Source organism: Lysinibacillus sp. OF-1 (assembly GCF_028356935.1).
In the GTDB taxonomy this organism is placed as follows: domain Bacteria; phylum Bacillota; class Bacilli; order Bacillales_A; family Planococcaceae; genus Lysinibacillus; species Lysinibacillus fusiformis_D.
The window spans coordinates 4,050,117-4,074,932 of sequence record NZ_CP102798.1; the positions used below are offsets into that span (position 1 = coordinate 4,050,117).

Genomic DNA, 24,816 nt, shown 5'->3' on the forward strand with positions numbered 1-24,816 from the left:
GCATCATGAATAAATTGAGCATGATTTCTAACCAATCCCTATGTATATGCCACAAAATTAGACAATGATTTACCTCTTTTTGTGAAATACAATTAGTAGCATTATTGTTTTCGTATAGGATGAAATGCTAAAAGCTATACTACCTATAGTTAAAGGAGAGCTATAGGAGGGAATACGTTGTCCACAAGTAAACAGTTATTATCCATATTTGCCTTAGGTGGCATTAATGAAATTGGAAAAAATATGTATGTAGTACAATATGCAGATGACATCATCATTATTGATTGCGGAGCAAAATTTCCAGATGAAACCTTACTTGGTATTGATTTAATTATTCCTGATATTACTTATTTACTGGAAAATAAAGGAAAAGTAAAGGCTCTAATTGTTACGCATGGTCATGAAGATCACATCGGTGGTATCCCCTATTTATTAAAAAAATTGAATGTGCCTGTGTATGCTACTCGTTTTACTCTAGGGCTTATCGAATTAAAGCTCAAAGAACATAAGCTGTTAAGAGAAACCGATTTAATTGAAATTCACGCTGACTCCGCTCTACATTTAGGACAAATGGATATTAGTTTCTTTAGAACTAATCATAGTATACCTGATTGTTTAGGAATCGTAATGGGCACTCCTGAAGGGAACGTAGTCCATACTGGCGATTTTAAATTTGATTTAACACCCGTTAATAATCAATTTGCCGATATTCATAAAATGGCTGAAATTGGTTCAAAAGGAGTGCTCGTTCTTATCTCGGAAAGTACGAATGCAGAGAGGCCAGGTTTGACACCTTCTGAACAGCTTGTTGGTCACCATATTGAGGATGCTTTTTTACATGCTGAACGGAAAGTAATCATTTCGACCTTTGCTTCAAACGTTAATCGTATCCAACAAATCGTACATGCAGCTATTGCTACCAATAGGAAGTTAGCTTTATTGGGACGCAGCATGGTCAATGTTGTTGATGTAGCGATAGAACGGGGCTATTTATTTGTTCCAGAAGATATGTTAATTGATGCACGAGAAGTGAAATACCTTCCACCAGAGGAGGTCGTGGTACTTTGCACAGGTAGCCAAGGCGAGCCTCTAGCTGCGCTTGCCCGTTTAGCAAATGGCAACCATCGTGAAGTGAAAATTCTTCCAGATGATACGGTTATTTTAGCGGCCTCCCCAATTCCAGGCAATGAGAAGGGTGTATCGCGGATTGTGGATAATTTGTTTCAGCTTGGTGCAAAAGTTATTTATGGATCTTCCAGCCATACAGGCATGCATGTTTCAGGACATGGTCATCAAGAAGATCTGAAGCTTATGCTAACATTTATGAAGCCACAATTTTTCATCCCTATTCATGGTGAATTCCGCATGCTACACCAGCATCGCTTATTAGCAGAAGCGGTTGGAGTCCAAAAAGGGAATACCTTTATTATGAAAAACGGCGATGTCGTTGATATTGAAAACTCGAAGGCACGACAAACTCGTAAAATTCCAGCAGGTGATACGTATGTTGATGGAATCGGCATAGGTGAAGTTGAAGGCATTGTCCTTCGTGATCGCAAGCAGCTTTCAGAAGACGGAATGCTTGTCATCGTCTTAACACTCAATAAAGTAGATGGTGCTTTTATTTCAGAACCTGATACCATATCCCGTGGTTTTGTTTATGCGAAGGATTTCGAGGAGCTGTTGAATAAGGTCAATGTGCTTACCAAAGAAATCGTTGTAGAACTACAAGAAGAAAACAGACAGCAAATCCATGTTCTACGACGTGAAATCAAAAGAGCAGTAGGACAATATTTATTTAACCAAACTAAACGAAAGCCTATGGTTTTACCAATTATTATTGAAATATAACTGATCGGTGCAAGGATTGAATGTCCATCTTGCACCGATTTTTGTTTTGTTCAATCACTTAACATTAAAATGATCATTCAAAAAATCACCATTAAAAAATATATGTAACATATCAATATATTGCCGTTGGAGCTGTTCAAAGCCATAATGTAGGTCATTTGAATGCTGTTTGACTTGCTTTGAAATATGATTAAAATACTGTGGGAGTCCCTCTATCGCCTTTACTAAAGAATCTTTATTAACTAATAAATGTTGGATAGCGTTTAATAGCTGTGCTATGTGAAGTTGAATATCAATCGGTGGTAATTCAATCATTAAATGATAGACATTACACACGTCATTATTTACTTGATACCATTTTAAAAAGTGCAATAAATAATCACTGACAATTATCGATTCATTAGGGATGATGGCAATAATATCCTGACCAATACATACAGCCTTTTTACACTGATAAATTGAGGATTCTTTCAAATTGATTTTGTTAAGAAGGATACTTTTAGCAGGCACTTGTGACATAGTCAGCGAATCCATTGTATGATCAACTCTCGGTACTTGACTAAAATCATCTTCTATTATTAATTTCATTAGCGTTTTTTCGGATATGAAAGGAGTGCCTTCTCTCGCAAAACTTGTATCATTCATCATGCTATTACCCACTTGGATTTTTGCTACTTCTTCTATAAAAAACTGCTTCACCATGTTTGATCCTCCAATCCCCTGTCCCATTTTATACCCTTAAAGCAACCTTCACTAAAGCCTTTTACCTAGTAACTTATTTAGGCTATTTGTCTAATAAATGATTTATCATTAAACATTGTACCATTTTAACGGTACTTTTTCTCTATTATACCACTATAATAGTATAGTCATTTCCACTATTTTTCACTAGCTTTTAACATAGAGGTGAATCATATGTCAGATTTTTTAAAGCTAGTAGGTGAACAACTCCGTATTATTAGATTATCCAAAGGGCTAAGCCAAGAAGAAGTGGCTGAAAGAACAGGGAAGTTAGGTTTCAGTAAAGGACGCGTTTCCAATATCGAACACGGACAATCTAATATTACCCTTAGTACATTGGAAACAATTATGAAGGCATTGGATATTACCCCTGAGGAGCTTTTTAATTTTCAAAAATTATCTGGCGTTACTGATATTGAGGAAAAGAACCTCATGCTAGACATTCATCGATCATTATTAAGAGAACGTAACTTAGACGAGGTAAAATACGTAGTTCGTATTACGAAGGATTTTTTAGATACGATTGATTCCCAATCGAAGAAAAACAGCTCCAATGGTCAATGACACATCGGAGCTGCTTCTTTTCAATAATAGCTACATACCAAACTTTTGACGATAGCCACATTTTCTGCATAGTTCCTCAACAGCCTCTCTTCGTGAGAAGCCATCTACAATCTTATTGGCACGTTCTCCCTCCACAATTTCTGAGAAGGATTTCTCATGAACATTTCCTAAATTAATGACACCTTCACCATCTAAGCAGCAAGGTACAACTGTTCCATCCACAAGAATAGCTGCTTGACTACGCAATGCATGACAAAAACCTTTACCCTCGTCCTCTTGTTCAAGCAAGCTCGGCCATTTAAATTCATGATCCTGATTCAAATAAACATGAGGAGCAATTTTTACCCCTTTACCAGGCTCTACTCTTTCTTCAATGTGATAGTCAAGATTATACTCGTTTTCTAATATTTCTAATGTCTCACGATTTCGACGTGCTGCAACATCCGAAACATGATCCTGTTGTAAATTCCATAAACGATAGGAAATGATGGTCTTATATTCTCTAGCATCCCGCACAAAATCCAAAATATCCCCCAAATACTTTTCACGGTTTTCAGAACCTTCATGCCCATCAAAACTATGCAATGAGAAATTAATTTGACGTAATGCCGGTTTTCCTAATATTTTTTCCCGATTCTTTTTGATAAGTGTCCCATTTGTTGTGATATTGACTTTAAATCCCTTTGCATGGGCGGCATCTAATAGCTGGTCGATCCTTGGGTGTAAAAGTGGCTCTCCTTTGACATGCAAATAAATATATTTGGTATGTGGGCGAATTTCGTCTAATATTTTATTAAATTGTTCGACTTTTATAAGTCCTTTTGCACGAGCTGTAGGTGGACAAAAACTACATGCTAAATTACAAACACTCGTTATTTCTATATAAACCTTTTTAAATGTTCTCAACGTTGCTTCTCCGTTCCCATTCACTAAATAATCAAATCTCATTCATTTTAACAAATTTATTGGATAGATAGCAAAAATCGTTGAGTTTACCTCTGGACACTCCTACCTTTTCTCTAGATAACATGGCTACACGTACAAGTGGGTTTACGAAGCGCTAATATGTTAATAGTATATTAAACGAAAGGAGGAGAAATAATGTCTGGTTTTAGTTCTAAAAATTTTTTTGGACCTGACGAACCTGAGCGGGAATCCTCTAATAAGCAAGGGAAAAATCATATAACGATTAATTTTACATTCAATATAGGAAATACAGACTTTCACTTTGAACAGCGAGCAGAAGGTGGAGGTCAAATCAATCATGATGTAGGTACAAATGCCAACCAAGGTGGACAAAATGCTAGTAACGGTAGTCATACACGCAATGTTCATTCTCAATTTGCTGATGGAAATGGCAGAAGTGGTATAGCTGGTAATCATAATGACGAGGCAGGTGGCCAGCAAGGAATAAAAGTACGGGATAGCTTAGTAATTGATAGCGATATCCATTCATCTTCAAATCATAGTGAAAGTAATGAAGAGGATATGGATGTGTTAACTGAAGATAGTGAGCAGTAGGATCTAAAAAACTTCTATCTGTTTGAGCAAGCTGTCAACAGATAGAAGTTTTTTATTAGACATTACGTTTATAATTTTTTGTACCATCATATGAATAGAGCATTGGCTTATTATCCACGTATGTTTCTAAATGTACCGGGCGACCCCATAGTTGATAAATATAAGGTAATACATTTTCTAAATACTGCGGATCTAACTCCATCCCTTCGTAACCATGTACTAAGTAGAGCTCACCATTACGTAAATAATCGCCATTTTTCACCACAATATATGGGAAGCCGCCGTTTACACGCATCGATACAAGCTGATCTCGTACCATCTCATGATCTTTATCAGTGATACGATATTCATTCCCTTTCTTTTGGAACAAATATAAATCTTCTCGCTTTGCCAAATCTTTGGTTAGGTAGTTTCGAATAAAGGAAATATCTGATTCTATCTCTCTTACCTCAAAGATTTTTTCACGTCCGGTGTTTGGCTGCACGCCTAACCGCTTCATTTCCTCTGTAGGGTTATTATAGCGATTTTCAATATCCTCAAAAATCTTTATCCCAAGGTAATATGGATTAATTGATGTTTTGGACGGCTGGACAACCCCTGCATTTAACTTGGCGAATTCGATTGTCTCAGCGGTTGTTAATTTTAATTCTCGCATGATTCGTTGATGCCAGAAGGAAGCCCATCCCTCATTCATTATTTTCGTTTCCAATTGTGGCCAAAAATAAAGCATTTCCTCCCGCATCATTGTTAATATATCTCGTTGCCAGTCTTCCAACTCACGGCTATACTCCTCTAGGAATAACAGGATATCCTTTTCTGGCTTTGGTGGAAATTGCTTTAATCTTCGTCTAATAGGTTTATACACTTTTTCTTTTTCTTCGATGCTCCACAAATCATCGTATGGTGATTTTGCTGGTGTTTTTTCATCTTCAAGCTCCTCATCCTCACTCCAAGATAGCTTAGGACGTATAATGGAGGGATCAATATGCTCTTGAATAGCTAACACTGCATCTAAAAACTGCTCAACCTCATCCTTGCCATATTCTCTTTCATAGCCAGCTATTCGTTCGGCCGTTGCCGTCATGCTCTCTACCATGTCTTTTCTAGTATTGGAAAAACGCACATTATTTTTAAAGAAATCACAGTGTGCTAATACGTGAGCGATAATCAATTTATTTTGAGTTAACGTATTGGTATCCAATAAAAATGCATAGCATGGATTAGAATTGATCACAAGCTCATAAATCTGACTAAGCCCTAAGTCATATTGAAGCTTCATTTTATGAAATTGTTTTCCAAAGCTCCAATGGGAAAAACGCGTAGGCATACCATAGGCGCCAAATGTATAAATAATATCTGCTGGACAAATTTCATAACGCATTGGATAGAAATCTAAGCCAAAGCTTGAGGCAATTTCGGTAATTTCATCTATTGCTCGGTGAAGCTCTTTCGTGTCCATTTTACGCCGCCTCCTTTGAACGTGGTGCTGAGCTCACTCTTCATTTTTTTTGAAAAAGCTCTTTAAGGCATCGTATACATCGCCCTTTTTTCTCAAAACATGGTATCTAAATTTGGGATCATCAATTTTCTTGTAAGTATACATAAGTGTTGAAAAACGGTTATGTTGGTTCACCTCACCATAGCCAAACATACTGGAGACATCCATTAACTCTCCCACCAGTTTCAAACACTTTTCATTATCCATTGAAATATTTTCACCATCTGAGAAATGTACAGGATAAATATTATAGCGAGAAGGATGATATTTACCTTCAATCAATTCCAGTGCCTTTTTATAAGCTGACGAACAAATAGTTCCTCCACTTTCTCCCTTTGTGAAAAATTCCTCCTCCGTGACCACCTTCGCCTCTGTATGATGGGCAATAAATTCTATTTCCACTGTTTCATACTTGGAGCGTAAAAACTTCGTCATCCAAAAGAAGAAGCTCCGTGCACAATATTTTTCAAAAGCTCCCATCGAACCACTCGTATCCATCATGGCAAGTACTACTGCTTTGGATTCGGGCTTTTCAATCTCATCCCACGTCTTGAAACGTAAATCATCATTATGGATTGGCGTAATTTCAGCTTTCCCTTTCATGGCATTGCGCTTTATTGCATTTAAAATCGTACGTTTTTTATCAACATTGCCCATTAGCCCTTTTTTTCGAATATCATTAAACTCTATTTTTTCGGTTTTAATATCTGCTTTTTCTTTTTGTTGTAAATTAGGTAACTCAAGTTCATGAAATAAGACGTTCTGAATTTCCTCAATACTGACTTCCGCTTCATAATAATCTTGGCCAGGCTTGTCACCCGCCTCTTTTCCTTTACCTTGAGCCTGATTTGCTTTACTGCCATCTCGAGCTACTACATCTCCAACACTACTATCCCCTTGTCCTTGCCCTACATGCTTAGAGTTATCATAGTTATATCGAATTTTATATTCATCAAGTGAACGAATCGGTATTTTAATAACCTCGCGACCATTAGACATCACAATACTCTCTTCACTAACTAAATCGGGTAAATTATTTTTAATCGCATCCTTCACTTTTTCCATATGGCGTTGCTGGTCCTGGTGCCCTTTACGATGGAGAGACCAATTTTCCTGAGAGATGACAAAGCGTTTATTTTCGTGTTCAGTCATTTTTATCCTCACCCATCTATCAAATTCGCTTTTTCTATACTATGCTTGTGAGCCAAATTCTTGAACTTTTTTCGTAAAATGAATTGTGCATCTATATTAATCCCTTGTCCTGATAGTAAAAGGAGTGCCCTAAAATTGGGACACTCCTATCTGACTTGTAACAATCCAAATCAAGGTGAAAATTAATTACCGATTGAGTAGACTTCCTACATATTGCAGCAGCTCATTTGCCGATGTTGTGTTATAGCCATGTTCATCAACTAGTCTTGCAACAACCTCATTAATTTTCTTCAGTTGAGATTCATCTGGCATTTTAGAAGAAGTAGTAATTTTCACAACATCTTTCAAGTCCGCAAATAATTTCTTTTGAATCGCTTCTCGCAATCTTTCATGAGAGTTGTAGTCAAATCGTTTACCTTTTCGTGCATAAGCAGAAATACGAATGAGAATTTCCTCACGAAATGCCTTTTTAGCATTTTCTGAAATACCAATTTGCTCCTCAATCGAGCGCATTAATTTTTCGTCAGGATTCATTTCCTCACCAGTTAGTCGATCGTATAGCTTATTTTTATTACAAAATGCCTCTACATTATCAAGGTAATTGTTCATCAATGATTTTGCCGATTCTTCATAGGAGTACACAAAAGCCTTTTGTACTTCATTTTTAGCAATTTCATCATATTCCTTACGTGCAACCGCAATGTAATTCATATATTTTTCGCGATCCTCTTGAGAAATAGAAGCATGCTGATCTAATCCATCCTTCAGTGCCCGTAAAACATCTAATGCATTAATCGATGGCACCTCTTTACGAATAATAGCAGAAGAAATACGGTTAATGATATAGCGTGGATCAATACCGTTCATCCCTTCGCTCGGAAACTCTTTTTTCAGCTCCTCCAAGTCAACGGAATTAAATCCCTCCACATTTTCTCCGTCGTACAAGCGCATTTTCTTAATCAGATCCACACCTTGTTTTTTCGGCACTTCTAATCTAGTGAGAACCGAAAAGATTGCTGCGGCCTTTAAAGCATGCGGTGCAATATGGACGTGGGACATATCACTCTCTTTTATCATCTTTTGATATATATGCTCTTCCTGACTAACTTTTAAGTTATACGGTATCGGCATAACGATAATTCGAGAATGTAATGCCTCATTCTTCTTGTTCGAAATAAAGGAGCGATACTCCGTTTCGTTTGTATGAGCAACGATTAATTCATCTGCACTAATTAAAGCGAATCTCCCCGCTTTGAAATTTCCTTCCTGTGTTAGAGATAATAAGTTCCACAAGAATTTCTCATCGAGTTTCAGCATCTCCTGGAATTCCATCATACCCCTATTGGCTTTATTGAGTTCCCCATCGAAGCGATATGCTCGGGGATCTGATTCTGAACCAAACTCACCAATAGTAGAAAAATCAATACTTCCTGTTAAATCAGCAATATCCTGTGATTTAGGATCTGATGGTGTAAATGTTCCGATGCCCACACGTTTATCTTCCGAAAAGGTAATACGTTCAATCATCACGTTTTCAATACGCCCATCGTATTCCTTTTCAAGACGCATCGTATTTAAAGGCGATAAACTTCCTTCAATTCTTATACCATACTCTTCAAAAAATTCATTACGCAAATGATGTGGAATTAAATGTAATGGATCTTCATGCATAGGACATCCCTTAATTGCGTAAACCGCACCCTCATCTGTGCGCGAATATTGTTCTAATCCACGCTTCAGTAAAGTAACGATTGTTGATTTACCACCACTAACAGGTCCCATTAATAATAAAATACGTTTTCTAACATCTAACCTGCGCGCTGCTGGATGGAAATATTCCTCCACCAGTCTTTCAATTGCTGTTTCAAGCCCAAAAATTTCTTGTCCGAAAAATTTGTACATTTTTTGCCCATCGCGTTCCTCTACACCAGAACTTTTTATCATATTGTAGACGCGTGAATGGGCTGTTTGAGCAACTTCAGGTCTTTCCCTAATGATGTTTAAATAATCTGCAAATGTCCCTTCCCACTTCAGCCTATTTTCTTCTTCGCGATAGTTTTTCACTTTATCTAAAATGTTAATAGCCTTCCCTCCATTCAGGGCTTGATTTATAACATAGTATGAAGTTAATCGCATGATGATACCCATTACTTTTTCTTTGACGACGTTTCTTCTTATTATTTCTTTTTTAGGGATAAAAAGATTACGGATTTATTGGCTGTTTAAGCTTACTGAATGAAGATAAAAATTTCGGTTATTCTAACGTTAGAAAGGAGGTCCATCATTGCATCGCCATTTTATTTTTCTTTTCACATTTTTATTTTTAGGAATGATGCTGTACCCTACTGCCTCTTTTGCAAAAGAGGAGCTAACAGAAGAAGAAGCTTTACAACAGCGTATGTCCTATTATGTACAATTTGATGAATTACTCATTCCTTGGCATTTTTTAGCGGCTATCGATCAGTATGAAAGAAATCTCCAATCTGTTCGTAAAGATATCCCTAAACGAGAAGGCTATTTGGCTATCCAATTTTCTGATGAATATTGGTCAGGCGCATTAAATCCTGTAAAGGAAGATACCTCACCTGAGACGATTAGCTATTTCGGTGGTATGGGCCTTGATGGGAATCATGATGGAATCGCTAGTCCAAAGGATGATGAGGATGTCATTTTTTCAATGGCTAGTTATTTAGGAAAATTCGGCACGACTGATGAGGATTTTAAATTAGCATTATGGGAATATTATGGAAGTGAAGAAGCAGTCAATCAAATTTTTACGATTTCCACACTGTACAGACATTTTAAAACAATTGAACTGGATGCACATACCTTCCCTCTCAATATTCGCTCGAATTACAGTTACAGGGGTACTTGGGGTGCCAATAGAGGCTGGGGTGGACGTCGGATTCATGAAGGAACCGATATTTTTGCAAGTTATGGAACCCCTGTCTTATCTACCTCCTATGGAATTGTTGAGGTAAAAGGCTGGAATCAATTTGGTGGCTGGCGTATTGGTATTCGTGATAATCATAACTCCTATCACTATTATGCCCACCTTGGTAGCTATCATAAGGACATTGAGGTAGGCTCTGTTGTAGAGCCTGGCACGGTGCTTGGCTATGTGGGAAGCTCTGGATATGGGAAAGAAGGTACATCAGGAAAATTCCCTCCTCATCTTCATTATGGTATTTACAAATTTAATGGAAGAACCGAATGGGCTTTTGATCCATACCCTTCATTATTGCAATGGGAGCGGCAAGCAAAAAAACAAAAACAATAGATCTTTTATAATACATGGCACTTGAAGCATTTTGCTACAGGTGCTTTTTTCTTATTATATAGGAAAATTATACGCAAATATATTCATTAGTCGTTAGACATCTATATATATTTAACTACAGGCAACCCAGAACCCATTATACGGTTGTACTAAAAAACTATTTTTAACTATTTTTACCGAAAGCCTTATTAATCTACACAAATAGTTATAAAATAATAATTATGATTGAATAAAATTCTCAATGAGATAGTAAAGGGATGGGGAAATGAAAGGCATTTTACAGTTTAAAACACTTAAAGCTCGAATTTTAAGTGCATTTATTTTTTTGTTAGTTTTAGTAGTGAGCTTTACAACCTATACTTACAATTCCAATACAAATATGGAGAGACAGGCAAAAGGTTTAGTAAAGGAAGATCTAGTTGTTTTAAATGCCAGTAAAAATTTAGCATTATCTATGAGTGTGCGACTATCAGCAGCTTTAAACTATGTAATGACTGGTGATGAAAAATATAAGGAAACGTTTAATGAATATCGTCAAATGGCTGAGGAAAACAATGCTATTCTAGACGAATATGAAACATCAGATGAACGTACTCTGCTAGTAGAAATAGCACGTGATTGGAGTAATCTTGTCAACACTGAGGTGTTTGATATCTACGAAAAGGGCAATAAAGAGTTAGCTTTAGAAAATTTAATGGATACACATGCCCTCGTGACAAAAGTACGCAATGGTTATGAGGAACTTGCGGATGAACGTGCCGATGCGATTACGTCCGTTGGTAATGATGTTGTTTCAACAAGCTCTCAAAATCGAACAATCGGGATTGCTTTCAGTTTAATTTTAACTATAGCTGGTATTCTAATTGCTATTATTACAGCTAGTACCATTTCCAGACCGGTTAAAGTTGTAGCGAATCGTATGAAAGAATTAGCAGATGGTAATTTGCAACTGGAGCCATTAGCAGTGAAAACACGAGATGAAATCGGCACGTTAATGCTTGCTGCTAATGAAATGAACAATAAATTAAAACAAACGATTCATTCCATCTACAGCGTTTCAGAAACAGTGGCCGCAAGTAGTGAAGAGCTGGCTCAATCATCGAATGAAGTACAAGCAGGGACAGAGCAAATTACAGTAACCATGCAAGAGCTTGCTTCAGGTACAGAAACACAAGCGTCCACAACGGGTGATTTAGCAGAAACAATGACAGCCTTTAAGCGCAGTATTCACGACACAACACAAGAAGGCATTGAATTAAAAGAACATTCTAGCCATGTCCAAAATTTAACGGTTTCTGGTAAAGGCTTAATGGTTCAATCGACTAAACAAATGGCTGCGATTAATGACATTATGCTAGATTCCGTGAAAAAGGTTGAAAGTTTGAATGAACAGTCCGCCGAAATTTCCAAGCTTGTGTCAGTTATAGACGAGATTTCAAATCAAACAAATTTACTCGCACTCAATGCAGCGATTGAAGCAGCACGAGCGGGTGAACACGGAAAAGGCTTTGCCGTTGTCGCAGATGAAGTCCGCAAGCTCGCTGAACAAGTGCAATTCTCTGTCACGGATATTTCAACAATCGTCCATCGTATTCAAGGTGAGACAGGCAATGTCACTTCTGCCCTACAATCAGGCTATGAAGAAGTTAAAAGAGGAACCGCACAGCTCGATCAAACAAACGAAACATTTGATCAAATATCAAATGCAGTAGAGGATATGATCGAGAATATTACGACCATTTCTACTAATTTACATCATCTTGCTCAAAATTCAGAAACCATTAATGTCTCTATAGATGACATGGCTTCTATTTCACAGGAATCCGCCGCCGGTGTTGAACAAACAACAGCAACTGTAGAGGAAACCGCCGCTACAATGGATGAAATCGCTAGAAGTGCAAATCAACTCGCAGGAATGGCTGAAGAACTAAACACCCAACTACAGCAATTTAAAATTTAACGAACTACACAACAAAAGCTATCTCAAATTTTTCTAATTCGAGATAGCTTTTTCGATTATTGCCAATGATTGATCGGAACTCTTTCCAATTCATGACGTTTGATAATTACGCTTATCTTTTGAAACCATTTCTCACAAAGCTCCATAGCTTCCTTGTAGTCCTCTTCCTCTTTTGAAATTGGCTCTTCACCATTATCCATAAACATATATTCTTGAATTGGCTCTGATAAATGATCCACCACTAATTTTAAAGAAAGCTGTGAAATGGTATCTTCCTCCACCTCCACTTCCTCTATTTCATCCGCTTCCCCAAGTAAAGACCCACTCATAAGGTGATTCTTTGTTCTAATCATAAACTCTTCGTCTTCCATGATGGCCACTTCATATATTTTGTTAAATGGAATCTCTATTATTGTCAACTCTTCATCTAGCGATTCTCTTCGTGCAAAAATAAGCGTATTTGTCTGTTCATTTAACAATAAAGCATTTAAAGCATCATTGGATAATGTACATTGGGTATGAGGAATAGCCATTATCTCTTCTTCACTAGCTTCCGTCATTTGTACCAAAGTTTGTGCAGCAATATAACGTTCTTTTATATATCGAATGCTACCAATACTGACTAAAGCAAGTCCTATTAAAAAAAATAATGGCTTAATGATGGCTAATTCAATTGCATTTGCTAGAAAAAGATAGACAATCCCTAATAAAATGAAGAAAATATTTTTCATTCAGACCCCGCCTTTATCAAGATAATTGCTAGAAAAAATAGGTTGATGTACTAGCAATTTTATTCTCGACTCTAGCTTTTCATTCTAATAAAAAACACGAATCCATTGAAATTCAATGACCTCGTGCTCTCCATAGTTTAATTTTTCTTTACTGCTTGCACCAAGGACATGTTGTGATGGTAGTACAAGTAAGCTCACCACGACAATCGTGATACCCGTTATAAATTGACTTGAAAGCTTCCCCTAACATTCCCGGAATCCGGCTAATCCCAATAACAATCATACCAGCAATAATCATACTGCGTATTTTAGACTATTGAATGCATCTTTAATTAGTGTTTATTTACTTGAGAATACATCATTGTGAAGTTTTCATTCACCATGTCATTTATTGAACCTTTCCATTTCGGTATAAAATCATTTTGTCATATCAACATAAAAAAACAGCTACGACCTCAATGCGAGTTGTAGCTGCCTATTTCATTCCACTTACCCCTAAGTGTTTGATTGCATTATACGTTTTGTGTGACAAGTAAAACGGATGGTATAAACGATAGTGCAAACATAGCGATATACCATAATGAAGTACGACGTAATGAAAAACGAACTTTTTTTCGTTCTGCATAAAAAATATCTAGCATAACTGCAACAATAAAAGGCATTGTAACGCATGCAATAGCTACTAATAAGATGTCAAAATAAATCATACAAGCACCCCTTTGTTTGTGAACATTTTTCATCTTTTTTGTGAACAATTTGTGATAAATTTATTGTACACAATTTCGTCACAAATTGTCAACGAATTTTAAAGAAAAAAATGGTACTTTATGATTTAAAACATCTGTCTGTTACCCTCTATATTTATATGTTAAGCCCCTTAAAAAATTACGTACGAACGAATCACCGCACTCTTTATAATTACGGTGACTTGGATTTCTTAAAATGGCACCTAATTCACCTTTTGTCACCTTAATTCCACCATCATATAAAATTTCAAGCATCTCCTCAGTTGTTAAGGATAAGGCAATTTTCACTTTCTTTAATAGCATATTGTTCGGACTTTCTTTTCCAGACACAGGTAGTGGTCCCTCAGCCTGTCCTTCCTTTGGCTTCTGTGGCCCACGTTTAAAGGTAATGAGTCCATTTAAAAAAGCTTCCAACATTTTATTATTACAACTAATGTATGTTTCTGGTGCTTCTTCCTCATCATTAATCTTAATGAGCATATTTAATACTTCTTCTTTCGTATAGTTCATACCACCTAGCTTAAAAATTTCCACCATATCTACATTTTTTATATCGAATGCATAGCGTAAACGAATTAAAATATCATTATTCGTCATTCTGTTGTTCCTCCTTTAATCAACCTTCTATAGTAAAGAGCCAGGCTTAATTATAACAGAGAGTTTGCTGATTATTGCTGGCTTTCCACAAGTTGTTGTTATTAGCATTTAGCGTGTGCGTTTCCTTCTTTTTAAATGTATGAAAAGTTGGTAAGCAACCATTCTAAGCTCAAGGAGGTGAGAACAATGGCTAACAATAACCGTAGTTCAAATAAGCTTCTAGTACCTGGCGTACACGAAGCTGTCAATCAAATGAAATATGAAATTGCACAAGAATTTGGCGTTCAGCTTGGGCCAGAAGCATCTTCTCGCGCAAATGGTTCCGTTGGAGGAGAAATTACAAAACGCCTTGTTGAAATCGCTGAGAAACGTTCAAAAGGTTTATTATAATTAAATAAAAACTAATAAGAAAAGAACGAATCCCATTTGAAGAAGTGGAATTCGTTCTTTCGTGATGTATAGGATTAAGCCGTTTGCAAACCCTTGCCTGTTCCCTGAAGTGTCAGCATGACGATAAAGGAAATGCAATACAATGCTGCTAAGTAAATCATAACGACTGTCATATCATAACTTTGTAAAATATAGCCGACAAAGATTGGTGAAAATCCTCCTATTGCTCGACCAAAGTTAAAAATAGTATTTGTTGCTGTACTGCGAATTTGGACTGGATAGAAGCTACTAATTAATGCACCATACCCTGCAAACATTCCGTTAGAGAAAAATCCTACAACTGCACCGCCTAATAATATGGCTACTGCACCTGTTGCAAAGGAATAAAGGAATACTGCACAGGCTGAGGCTAATAAAAAGATACCGAATGTACGCTTTGCACCAAAACGATCCATAAATCTACCAAATGTCAGCATTCCAATAATCATGCCGACAGCGGTACTAATTGTCCACAAGGCTGAGCTGGAAACTGATAATCCTTGCGATTTTTGTAGCATAGATGGTAGCCAAATCATGAGGCCATTATAGCCTGCGATTTGAACAGTAGCCATTAAAATCAGCGAAAGAGTCGTCATCGTGATTCGTGGTGAAGCAAATAATTGGGCCAGTTTCCCTTTCTCTTGCTTATTGTTTTGTTTATTCTGTGACGCCACCCATTCTGGTGATTCATCAAGATTTTTACGTACGATAAAGGCAAAAATGACTGGTAATAAACCGACGAAGAATAAAGCTCTCCATCCTAAAGTTGGTAAAATGATGGCACTTAGTAATGCCGCTAAGATCACCCCATACTGTGCCCCTACACTTACATACGAAGAAGCTCTTCCTTGTTTATTCTTCGGCCAAGCCTCCGCCACAAGTGCCATACCAATACCATATTCCCCACCAGCTCCTAAGCCAGCGATAAATCTATAAACATAAACTTGCTCAATACTTGTTGCTACGCCTGTTAAGGCTGTTCCGATGGCAAATAATATGACGGTATACGTAAACACTTTTACGCGACCATATTTGTCGGCCAACACACCAAAAATAATACCACCCATCAGCATTCCAATATTCGTGATGGATGAAATCAATCCACCAGTTGCAAGATCAATATTAAATTCTGCAATAATCATTGTCATAGCAAAAGAAATAAACATAATGTCCATTCCCTCTAGCGTTAACCCTGCCACTGAAGCGACCACGGTTTTTTTACGATAATCCATTCTTTGTAGCCTCCAATTTTCTAGTTGTCGATCTCTTTTAGTGAATGGATTATAGCTGTCTTGTCCATTCTCTTTTGAAGCCTCACGGGACTTCCTTTAAAAGAGGAGTATGGAACAATAATAAAAGCCCTTCCGTCACAGAGGACAAAAGGGCATGACAAAGCAAAGATATTAGCTTAAAAATATCACATAGCCCTTTTCAGCCTCTCTGGACCGTATTAAAGGATTTATATATCGTTCATTTATACCGTTCTACATTCTATAAGATTACGAATGAAAAAGCAATGGTTGAATAGTGGAAATTAGCCTGATACTTCAATAAAGTTTTGGGCAAATTGATAAATCAAATGAGCTGGTACAGCTAAGTTCAGATTCTGACCATCATCAAAGCCTGCTGTTATCAAACCGACCAATCGTCCATGCATATCCAATAAAGCACCACCAGAACTGCCATTGGAAATAGCAGCCGTAAATTGAATCATAGACATTTTTCGAAGATCTCGAAAGCCTGAAACAATTCCATCAGAAACCGAATTAAATAATCCTAAGGGACTGCCAATCGCCACAATTTTTTGCCCGCGAACTAATTGACCCTCTATTTTAACAGGCAAAGGTAGACTTGTTCTGTCTACCTTCAAAATAGCCAAATCATGCATGTCATGATATTTCACAAATTGATGGGTAATATATTCGTTTGGATCATTTTCATATAGCACTGAATAATAGTTCCCACCACCTACAACATGCAAGTTCGTCAAAATATAGCCATCGCGATGGAGAACAACTCCAGAACCAAAACATAACACCTTACCATCTGCACCAAATGTCTTTATCATCACAACAGACGTCGCTAAAGAAGCCAACTGTTCATAACTACACTCTTCTGTAGTAACCATACTAGTACTATGAACTGGGAGAATCGTCGGTTGTTGTGGTGGTATGCTTTTCATCGAGAGCATTTTAGGGATTATGAATTCTTTTTCATAGCAATTACGACAACTCTGCAAAGTAGATGATGCTGCTATGATAGGATACAAATTAGTGATATCCCCTTTAGGGTTCATATAACATATATCGCAGCCAAGTGTCGATAAAAAATATAAGAATAATGATTCATGCTGCGTAATGTCTCCTATAAAAACAATTTTAAAGGATGCTTGATTTTCCTTAGAAAAAATTTGTGGTAAATAATAATCCATCCAATATAAAAATTTAACTGCAAAGTTTTTTAGTAACGTGTCATTAGCATGCGGCTGATGTTCTTTAAAAAGATGGAGAATTTTTTTAAAGCTAAGCTTTTTTGTCCATTCAAGTTGATCATTCGGTAATTTACCGCATAAAGATGTCTCATACAGTAACTGCATACTATCAGCAGCAGCCTGCCAATCTCCCCAAAGCTCCGACAGTCTATCTGCATCTTTCTTATTATTGATGACCTCAAGCCTATGTAGTCGTAAATAAAATACGCTTTGCTTTGTGAAATACTCATCCATTTTTAAAATATCTTCTTTATAAAGATCTACAGAATCAGGTATACCAATATAACGTAGAAAGACCACTTCCTTCGTAAGGGCATTATTGTGAGGATTGATCTGCATAAACTCCTGAAAAGGATTGGCTAACTTTTTATACTTAATTTTTAACGGTCTCGTTGTCACAACCATCTTCATACAACTCCTATAAAACGTCATTACATATAATGGTACTTATATACAATTCTCTGATTTCTCTCTAAATCCTCTATTCCTTACGAACAAAAAAGCCCAACTCTATAAAGAATTGGACGTTTTCTTCACCTTTCTTAAATAAAAACAGACAAAAATACTTATCAGAAGTAATAGCTAATGCAAATGGCAAAACAGCTATACGAAGAGCTGCTTGAAAAAGAAATCATACCAGAAGAAAATGAAAAGGAATTAGCATTGAAAGTCCTCGCTCAAATGATCGAAAATTTGAGGACTCATTGGACATTCGTTACGAGCTATCTGGAGACAACATAAAAAATAGAGAAATCCGAATTCGGATTTCTCATTAATTGAAGCTAGTTATACCCCAGCCTCTCAAATGGTTTGCTTACTTAAATACTTGCGCTGCGGCAACAGCCTTTTTCCAGCCTGCATAAATATTGTCACGATACTCGTCACTCATATTTGGTGTAAATTGACGATCTAAATTCCAATACTTACCGATCTCCTCTGTTGAATGCCAATAGCCAACTGCTAAGCCTGCTAAATAGGCAGCACCTAAAGCTGTTGTTTCATTGATAACTGGGCGATCAACAGGGACATTTAATAAATCTGCTTGGAATTGCATTAAGAAATTATTTGCCACAGCTCCGCCATCTACACGCAATTTTGCTAACGGAATATTAGCATCTGCTTCCATCGCTGCTAATACATCCTTTGTTTGATAAGCTAATGATTCTAGTGTCGCACGTACAAAATGTTCCTTCGATGTCCCACGTGTTAAGCCAAAGACAGCTCCTCGTACATCAGAATCCCAATACGGTGTGCCTAAACCAACAAATGCTGGGACAACATAAACTCCATCTGTTGACTCCACACGCGTCGCATATTGCTCTGATTCACTCGCATTACGGAACATACGCAAACCATCACGTAGCCATTGAATCGCTGAGCCTGCTACAAAAATACTGCCCTCTAAAGCATACGTTACTTTACCATCTAAGCCCCAAGCTAATGTTGTCAATAATCCATTATTTGACTTCACTGCCTTTTCGCCTGTGTTCATTAACATAAAGCAGCCTGTGCCATATGTGTTCTTGACCATTCCTTCTTCAAAACATGCCTGACCGAATAATGCTGCTTGTTGGTCACCAGCAGCACCCGCAATTGGGACAGCAGAGCCAAAGAATAAAGCCTCCTCTGTATAGCCATAAATTTCAGAAGAAGGACGTACTTCTGGCAGCATAGAGGCAGGAACAGTTAAAATTTCTAAAAGTTCTTCATCCCACTGTAACTCATGGATATTATACATCAATGTACGAGAAGCATTTGAATAATCTGTTACATGTACTTTCCCACCCGATAACTTCCAAATGAGCCATGTATCAATTGTACCGAATAGCAATTCTCCTGCCTCAGCTTTTTCACGTGCTCCCTCAACATGATCTAAAATCCACTTCACTTTTGTGCCAGAGAAGTAAGCATCGATTAATAAGCCTGTTTTATCACGGAATAAATCATTGTAACCGCTTTCCTTTAACTGCTCACAAATTTCATTCGTTTGACGTGATTGCCAAACAATTGCGTTATAAACAGGTTTGCCAGTATGTTTATCCCACACTACGGTTGTTTCGCGTTGGTTTGTAATCCCAATCCCTGCAATTTGGCTTGAATCCACACCTTTTTCTGATAACACGGTTGCAATACAAGATAGGATAGATGACCAAATTTCCTCTGCATGATGCTCTACCCAGCCTGCTTGTGGAAAATGTTGTTGGAATTCTTGTTGGGCAGTGTGTACAATTTTACCCTTTTCATCAAATAGAATAGCTCTTGAACTTGTTGTGCCTTGGTCTAACGCTAAAATATATTTTTTTTCTGACATAGAAATCCCTCCAAATAAATTAGTCTTCAACTTGAACATTCTTAACCGTTAATTGTGCCCCTATGAAAATAGTAACAACAATCACTGCAACAATCCAAAATGCTATACTATTTTTCCCTTCAAATATTTGTTGGAAAAACAATGCACCAAATGTACCACCAATAATTGGACCTACAACTGGTATCCATGCATATCCCCAACCAGAATCACCTTTTCCTGAAATCGGCAAAATAAAATGGGCAATACGTGGACCCAAATCGCGGGCAGGGTTAATCGCATAGCCTGTTGGGCCACCTAAAGCCATCCCAATCACAATAATTAATAGACCAACTAAAAATGGATTTAAACCATCTGTAATCGTATTTGTACCTAACGCTAAAATGCCTAATACTAAAATAAATGTTCCTATCATTTCAGATAGTAGATTTGATAAAGGATGCTTAATAGCTGGCATTGTGGAAAATGGCGCTAATTTTGTATCTGCATCTGCTGTTGCCTGCCAATGTGGTAAATACATAAAGTAAACAAGCGTTGCTCCTAAAAATGCACCAATCATTTGTGCTGCAATATATGCTGGTACATCTCCCCATGGGAAATTGCCAATCGTGGCAAGAGCAATGGTTAGTGCAGGATTTAGATGAGCACCGCTAATTCCCCCTACTGCATAGGCTGCCATTGCAACAGCAAGTCCCCATGCAAAGGTAATAACAATCCATCCACCACCAAAGCCTTTCGATTTGTTTAGCACAGTACCAGCTACAACGCCGCCACCAAATAAAATAAGAATCATTGTGCCGACCAGCTCAGCTGTAAACGTAGACATAGTGAGGTCCCCCTTTGTGATAATAGCCCATAGAAAACAAAAAGGAACCCACATTTAATCAAACTACATTAAAACATGTAGATGAACAAATGTGGGTTCCTTTTCCTAACCACGCGCTTATGAACTTAAGTTCATTTTAGAGAAAAAAACATACAGAGTCAACTATTTATTGAAATTTTCCCATAATCTCTTATTAGATGTTGTAACGGCGATAGCGCCCCCAGTTAACGCTTCTTCAATATTGTCCACTGTACGCACTAAGCCACCTGTAATAACAGGGATTTGTGTCCGCTCATAGATTTCTTGAATCATAGACGGAATAATGCCTGGTAATAGTTCAATATAATCAGGCTGTGCTGTTTCAATCATCGAATAACTTTTTTCAAGAGCAATCGTATCAATCAAAAACACACGTTGAATAGCCATAATTCCACGAGCTTTGGCTTTCATTAGCATATTGGAACGAGTTGAAATAATACCAGCGGGACGAACATCATTACATAAAAAGTCCGCTGCAAAATTATCCGTTTTTAAGCCATGAATTAAATCAGCATGAATAATTAATTTTTTTCCATGCCGATGTGCCTCACGCTTTAAAGACATCAATAAGCTAATATGCACCTCCAAGAGGACAATATAAGTGAATGGACTTGCTATTATTTCGTCAAACTGCTTAACAGTACGCGCTGCAGGAATTACCTGTTGATTATCAAAATGCATACCATTCTCTCCTTCCCTTATAATACAGGGTAAATGCTCACCTTATATTATGAGAGTAACTACCTCATTATAGCGCAGTTGTCGCTCGTTTTATTTCTTTCTTAACATCTTCTTCATATTGTGTACGTTGCTGTGCTGTCCAGTTGAGTTGCTTAGCCATTTCATCTAAAATAGCCTCTTTATATTGTTTAACAATGGCCATTTGGAAGAACATATATCCTGTACGGCGAACCATAAAGTCATTCGGATGAACGACCAATTCATGATGAATACCATACATTAATTGTGCATACAGCCATGATGGTAAAACTGGATGTCCTTCCTTAACATAGTTAAAGACAATATCTACATTGCTACCATAATGCTGTGTTAAAAATTTAGCCTCTTCTTCGGATAAGCCTAATTTTTTGCCTAATCTTGTATGGTCATGTAAGAAGGCATATAATTTCTTTGAACCGCCAATATCACCACCAGAAATTGGTATTTTCTTTGTTGTACATGGAGAAGATTGAATGCCAAATTGTTGCTCTAGTTCCTGTGCAATCGTATTTAATACCGTTTCAGCCATTTTACGGTAGCCTGTTAATTTCCCACCTGCAATTGTTACAAGTCCTGATGGTGATACCCACACTTCATCCTTACGAGAAATTTCAGACGGATTTTTTCCGTCCTCATGAATCAACGGACGCACACCTGCCCAGCTTGATTCAATATCCGCATCTGTCACCTTTACATTTGGGAACATATAACGAATCGCGTTCATTATATAATCGCGATCCTCTTGATAAATATCCATATTACGAGCATCGCCCTCATAAAATGTATCTGTTGTTCCTACATAGGTCTTACCTTGACGAGGAATGGCAAATACCATGCGACCATCAGGTGTATCAAAATAAACAGCTTGTTTTAATGGGAACTTTGATTCATCAAAAACAATATGCACACCTTTTGATAAAATTAAATGCTTACCTGCCTGCTTCCCTTCAATTGTGCGCACATCATCCACCCATGGACCAGCAGCATTAACCACTGCCTTTGCACGAATATCGATTGTACGGTCTGTTATTAAATCCTTTGCTACAATGCCATTGATTTTTCGCTGTTCATTATATAAGAAGTTTTCGGCTTTCATATAATTAATTAATGTTGCACCTTTTTCAATCGCTGCCTTCGCTACCTCAATCGTTAAACGAGCATCATCCGTACGGTATTCCACATACATACCACCGCCAAGTAATCCCTTTGTTTTCACTAATGGCTCCTTCTCAACGGTTTCAACTGCATTTAACATATAACGACGCTCAGCACGTCTGACTCCTGCTAAAAAATCATAGACACGCAAGCCAAGATTTGTAGAGTATTTTCCAAATGTCCCGCCCTTATGAAAAGGTAACAGCATCCAAACAGGTGTTGTCACATGTGGACCATTTTCATAAACAATGGCACGTTCCTTTCCTAACTCTGCTACCTCTTTTATTTCAAATTGCTTTAAATAGCGTAAACCACCATGTACTAATTTTGTCGAACGGCTAGAGGTACCTGCTGCAAAATCCTGCATTTCCACTAATGCTACAGAAAGACCGCGAGCAATAGCATCTAGTGCAATACCACATCCTGTAATGCCCCCACCAATTACTAATAAATCATACTCCCTGCCTTGTAGTTCCTCCATTGTTTGTTGTCGTTGTATCGCAGAAGCTGTACTCATATTTTATTTCCTCCCTCATCATTTTAAAGATAAAAAAAGACCATCAAAAGCATATGTACGCTAGGTACATACGTTTTCAATGGTCTCTCAGTTACTCAAACCTGCTATTAACTTACTTTTTATTGTAATATGCACATTCAAAAAAGGCAAGTTTATGTTTTAGCAGTATACTGTTATGTGAAGAAATATGCGCTACGAAAGTAGCTACACATGCCTAAACAAAAACGTTTTTTAGCAAAAGATGATAGCCTCTACTGTTCATTTGAAACTTAATAAACATTTGATCGTAAATATATTAAAAAATTGTAACGGTTAAAAAGGATTGAGAATTTATGAAGGATTGGTGGCAAAGAAGAAAAGGCAAGAAGTACCACAGCGGTTATACATTTTTAGATTTCATTTTTGATGTACTCGTTTGGATACCTGAACTCATTCTCTTGCCTTTTAGAGTCCTTTTCTGGTTACTTAGAGGCATAGGGAGATTAATTGGTGATGTATTTGATTTTGTCTAAAAAATGCTGTTTGCTTATAAAGGTTAAAATAAATAGGAAGATTCATTTGTAGCCTTTATACCAGAAAAAAAGCAAGAGTAAGGAGTCGATATTGCTTACTCCTGCCCTTGCTTTTTATGAATTATGCTCCATTCTTACCAGCTTACAGGTCACTCCATATTATTTGCTTCAAAGTTATCTAGCAATGCACGCACTTCATCTGTTGATTTCGTGTTCATCAATTGGCTTCTTAATTCACCAGCTCCACGGAATCCTTTGACATAAATTTTGAAAAAGCGATGAAGCCCTGTGATGGAACGTGGTAGTACTTCCGCATATTGATCTTGCAGATCGAGCTGCAGTCTTAAAAGATCAAGATACTCTTTACTGCTATGCTCTTTTGGCTCTTTTTCAAAAGCAAACGGATTTTTAAAAATACCTCGCCCAATCATCACGCCATCAATACCATATTGTTCAGCTAGCTGTAGTCCCGTTTGACGGTCAGGAATATCTCCATTGATTGTTAGTAGCGTATTTGGTGCAATACGGTCACGTAACTTTTTGATTTCCGGAATAAGCTCCCAATGCGCATCTACTAAGCTCATTTCCTTTCTTGTTCGTAGATGAATCGAAAGGTTCGCTATATCTTGTTGTAAAATATGTGTTAGCCACTCCTCCCACTCATTTATCTCCTTATAGCCAAGACGGGTTTTCACACTGACAGGCAATCCACCCGCTTTTGCTGCTTGAATCAATTCTGCCGCGACATCTGGACGGAGAATAAGGCCACTCCCTTTTCCTCTTGATGCCACATTCGGTACAGGGCAACCCATATTAATATCAATGCCTTTAAAACCGAGCTCTGCCATACCAATACTCATTTGACGGAAATAGTCGGGATTATCCCCCCAAATATGTGCCACCATTGGCTGCTCATCTTCTGTAAAAGTCAAACGGCCACGTACACTTTTCTGTCCCTCTGGATGACAATAGCTATCCGAATTTGTAAACTCTGTAAAAAATACATCCGGCCGACCCGCTTCATTTACTACATGTCGAAAAACAACATCTGTCACATCTTCCATTGGTGCCAGCACAAAAAATGGTCGTGGTAAATCACGCCAAAAATTATCTATCATGTTAAACCCAAATCCTCTCACTATGAATAAAACTCTATACTTTCAGTCCAAAATATAAAG

At 37.4% G+C, this 24,816-nt stretch carries 23 protein-coding genes; 8 read left to right on the top strand and 15 right to left on the bottom strand.

What is annotated here, in order from left to right:
* Positions 1–177: 177 nt before the first annotated feature.
* Positions 178–1,851, top strand: coding sequence for a ribonuclease J (locus NV349_RS19900; RefSeq protein ID WP_036123392.1), 1,674 nt, complete (start codon positions 178–180; stop codon positions 1,849–1,851).
* A gap of 54 nt (positions 1,852–1,905) precedes the next feature.
* Here NV349_RS19900 and NV349_RS19905 read toward each other — a convergent pair whose 3' ends face one another.
* Positions 1,906–2,553, bottom strand: a complete 648-nt coding sequence (locus NV349_RS19905) for a restriction endonuclease subunit S domain-containing protein (protein ID WP_271911014.1) — start codon at positions 2,551–2,553, stop codon at positions 1,906–1,908.
* Between the two features lie 213 nt (positions 2,554–2,766).
* On the opposite strand from NV349_RS19905, the gene NV349_RS19910 reads away from it, so the two are divergent.
* Positions 2,767–3,156: a helix-turn-helix domain-containing protein gene (locus tag NV349_RS19910; protein ID WP_004225641.1), complete on the top strand. Its 390-nt coding sequence runs from the start codon at positions 2,767–2,769 to the stop codon at positions 3,154–3,156.
* Positions 3,157–3,186: 30 nt separating this feature from the next.
* On the opposite strand, the gene NV349_RS19915 is transcribed toward NV349_RS19910, so the two are convergent.
* Positions 3,187–4,062 (bottom strand): radical SAM/SPASM domain-containing protein, encoded by an 876-nt coding sequence (locus tag NV349_RS19915; protein WP_058844185.1) that lies wholly within the window; start codon positions 4,060–4,062, stop codon positions 3,187–3,189.
* Positions 4,063–4,257: 195 nt separating this feature from the next.
* Between NV349_RS19915 and NV349_RS19920 the strand changes: the two genes are divergently transcribed.
* The gene (locus tag NV349_RS19920; RefSeq protein ID WP_036123400.1) at positions 4,258–4,677 is read left to right on the top strand and encodes a hypothetical protein; all 420 of its coding nucleotides are present in this window, start codon (positions 4,258–4,260) and stop codon (positions 4,675–4,677) included.
* 55 nt (positions 4,678–4,732) lie between these two features.
* Here NV349_RS19920 and NV349_RS19925 read toward each other — a convergent pair whose 3' ends face one another.
* From NV349_RS19925 to NV349_RS19935, 3 genes are all read right to left on the bottom strand, one after another.
* Positions 4,733–6,136, bottom strand: coding sequence for a SpoVR family protein (locus tag NV349_RS19925; protein ID WP_036123402.1), 1,404 nt, complete (start codon positions 6,134–6,136; stop codon positions 4,733–4,735).
* A 33-nt stretch (positions 6,137–6,169) separates the two neighbouring features.
* Positions 6,170–7,327: a sporulation protein YhbH gene (yhbH, locus tag NV349_RS19930; protein WP_036123405.1), complete on the bottom strand. Its 1,158-nt coding sequence runs from the start codon at positions 7,325–7,327 to the stop codon at positions 6,170–6,172.
* 186 nt (positions 7,328–7,513) lie between these two features.
* Complete coding sequence (locus NV349_RS19935) at positions 7,514–9,409, bottom strand: PrkA family serine protein kinase (RefSeq protein ID WP_036123495.1); 1,896 nt, start codon at positions 9,407–9,409, stop codon at positions 7,514–7,516.
* Between the two features lie 202 nt (positions 9,410–9,611).
* Between NV349_RS19935 and NV349_RS19940 the strand changes: the two genes are divergently transcribed.
* Both NV349_RS19940 and NV349_RS19945 read left to right on the top strand, forming a co-directional pair.
* The gene (locus NV349_RS19940; RefSeq protein ID WP_036123406.1) at positions 9,612–10,607 is read left to right on the top strand and encodes a M23 family metallopeptidase; all 996 of its coding nucleotides are present in this window, start codon (positions 9,612–9,614) and stop codon (positions 10,605–10,607) included.
* A 265-nt stretch (positions 10,608–10,872) separates the two neighbouring features.
* Complete coding sequence (locus NV349_RS19945) at positions 10,873–12,567, top strand: methyl-accepting chemotaxis protein (RefSeq protein WP_271911018.1); 1,695 nt, start codon at positions 10,873–10,875, stop codon at positions 12,565–12,567.
* A gap of 56 nt (positions 12,568–12,623) precedes the next feature.
* Here NV349_RS19945 and NV349_RS19950 read toward each other — a convergent pair whose 3' ends face one another.
* The 3 genes from NV349_RS19950 to NV349_RS19960 form a co-directional block, all read right to left on the bottom strand.
* Positions 12,624–13,298: a hypothetical protein gene (locus tag NV349_RS19950; protein WP_036123410.1), complete on the bottom strand. Its 675-nt coding sequence runs from the start codon at positions 13,296–13,298 to the stop codon at positions 12,624–12,626.
* Positions 13,299–13,810: 512 nt separating this feature from the next.
* The gene (locus NV349_RS19955) at positions 13,811–14,005 is read right to left on the bottom strand and encodes a hypothetical protein (RefSeq protein ID WP_036123412.1); all 195 of its coding nucleotides are present in this window, start codon (positions 14,003–14,005) and stop codon (positions 13,811–13,813) included.
* 141 nt (positions 14,006–14,146) lie between these two features.
* Positions 14,147–14,641, bottom strand: coding sequence for a YehS family protein (locus NV349_RS19960; protein WP_036123415.1), 495 nt, complete (start codon positions 14,639–14,641; stop codon positions 14,147–14,149).
* A 186-nt stretch (positions 14,642–14,827) separates the two neighbouring features.
* On the opposite strand from NV349_RS19960, the gene NV349_RS19965 reads away from it, so the two are divergent.
* Complete coding sequence (locus NV349_RS19965) at positions 14,828–15,031, top strand: alpha/beta-type small acid-soluble spore protein (RefSeq protein WP_004225662.1); 204 nt, start codon at positions 14,828–14,830, stop codon at positions 15,029–15,031.
* A 74-nt stretch (positions 15,032–15,105) separates the two neighbouring features.
* Here NV349_RS19965 and NV349_RS19970 read toward each other — a convergent pair whose 3' ends face one another.
* Positions 15,106–16,302 (bottom strand): MFS transporter, encoded by a 1,197-nt coding sequence (locus NV349_RS19970; RefSeq protein ID WP_141905453.1) that lies wholly within the window; start codon positions 16,300–16,302, stop codon positions 15,106–15,108.
* Positions 16,303–16,604: 302 nt separating this feature from the next.
* Positions 16,605–17,966, bottom strand: a complete 1,362-nt coding sequence (locus NV349_RS19975; protein WP_271911020.1) for a trypsin-like peptidase domain-containing protein — start codon at positions 17,964–17,966, stop codon at positions 16,605–16,607.
* Between the two features lie 180 nt (positions 17,967–18,146).
* Between NV349_RS19975 and NV349_RS19980 the strand changes: the two genes are divergently transcribed.
* Positions 18,147–18,302, top strand: coding sequence for a hypothetical protein (locus NV349_RS19980; RefSeq protein WP_157492969.1), 156 nt, complete (start codon positions 18,147–18,149; stop codon positions 18,300–18,302).
* 73 nt (positions 18,303–18,375) lie between these two features.
* Here the strand turns inward: NV349_RS19980 and glpK are convergent, their stop codons facing one another.
* The 4 genes from glpK to NV349_RS20000 all read right to left on the bottom strand — a co-directional run bounded on the left by glpK (position 18,376) and on the right by NV349_RS20000 (position 23,126).
* The gene (gene glpK / locus NV349_RS19985; protein WP_058844190.1) at positions 18,376–19,872 is read right to left on the bottom strand and encodes a glycerol kinase GlpK; all 1,497 of its coding nucleotides are present in this window, start codon (positions 19,870–19,872) and stop codon (positions 18,376–18,378) included.
* A gap of 19 nt (positions 19,873–19,891) precedes the next feature.
* A complete protein-coding gene (locus tag NV349_RS19990) occupies positions 19,892–20,695 on the bottom strand; it encodes an MIP/aquaporin family protein (RefSeq protein WP_036123422.1) in 804 nt (267 codons plus the stop codon).
* Between the two features lie 162 nt (positions 20,696–20,857).
* Positions 20,858–21,415, bottom strand: coding sequence for a glycerol-3-phosphate responsive antiterminator (locus NV349_RS19995; protein WP_271911023.1), 558 nt, complete (start codon positions 21,413–21,415; stop codon positions 20,858–20,860).
* Between the two features lie 67 nt (positions 21,416–21,482).
* Entirely contained in the window at positions 21,483–23,126 is a 1,644-nt protein-coding gene (locus NV349_RS20000) for a glycerol-3-phosphate dehydrogenase/oxidase (protein ID WP_089934633.1), read from the bottom strand.
* Between the two features lie 332 nt (positions 23,127–23,458).
* On the opposite strand from NV349_RS20000, the gene NV349_RS20005 reads away from it, so the two are divergent.
* On the top strand, positions 23,459–23,638 hold the full coding sequence (locus NV349_RS20005; RefSeq protein WP_036123441.1) for a hypothetical protein: 180 nt from the start codon (positions 23,459–23,461) through the stop codon (positions 23,636–23,638).
* A 149-nt stretch (positions 23,639–23,787) separates the two neighbouring features.
* On the opposite strand, the gene NV349_RS20010 is transcribed toward NV349_RS20005, so the two are convergent.
* Positions 23,788–24,756, bottom strand: coding sequence for a tRNA dihydrouridine synthase (locus NV349_RS20010; protein ID WP_101966914.1), 969 nt, complete (start codon positions 24,754–24,756; stop codon positions 23,788–23,790).
* Positions 24,757–24,816 lie beyond the last annotated feature (60 nt).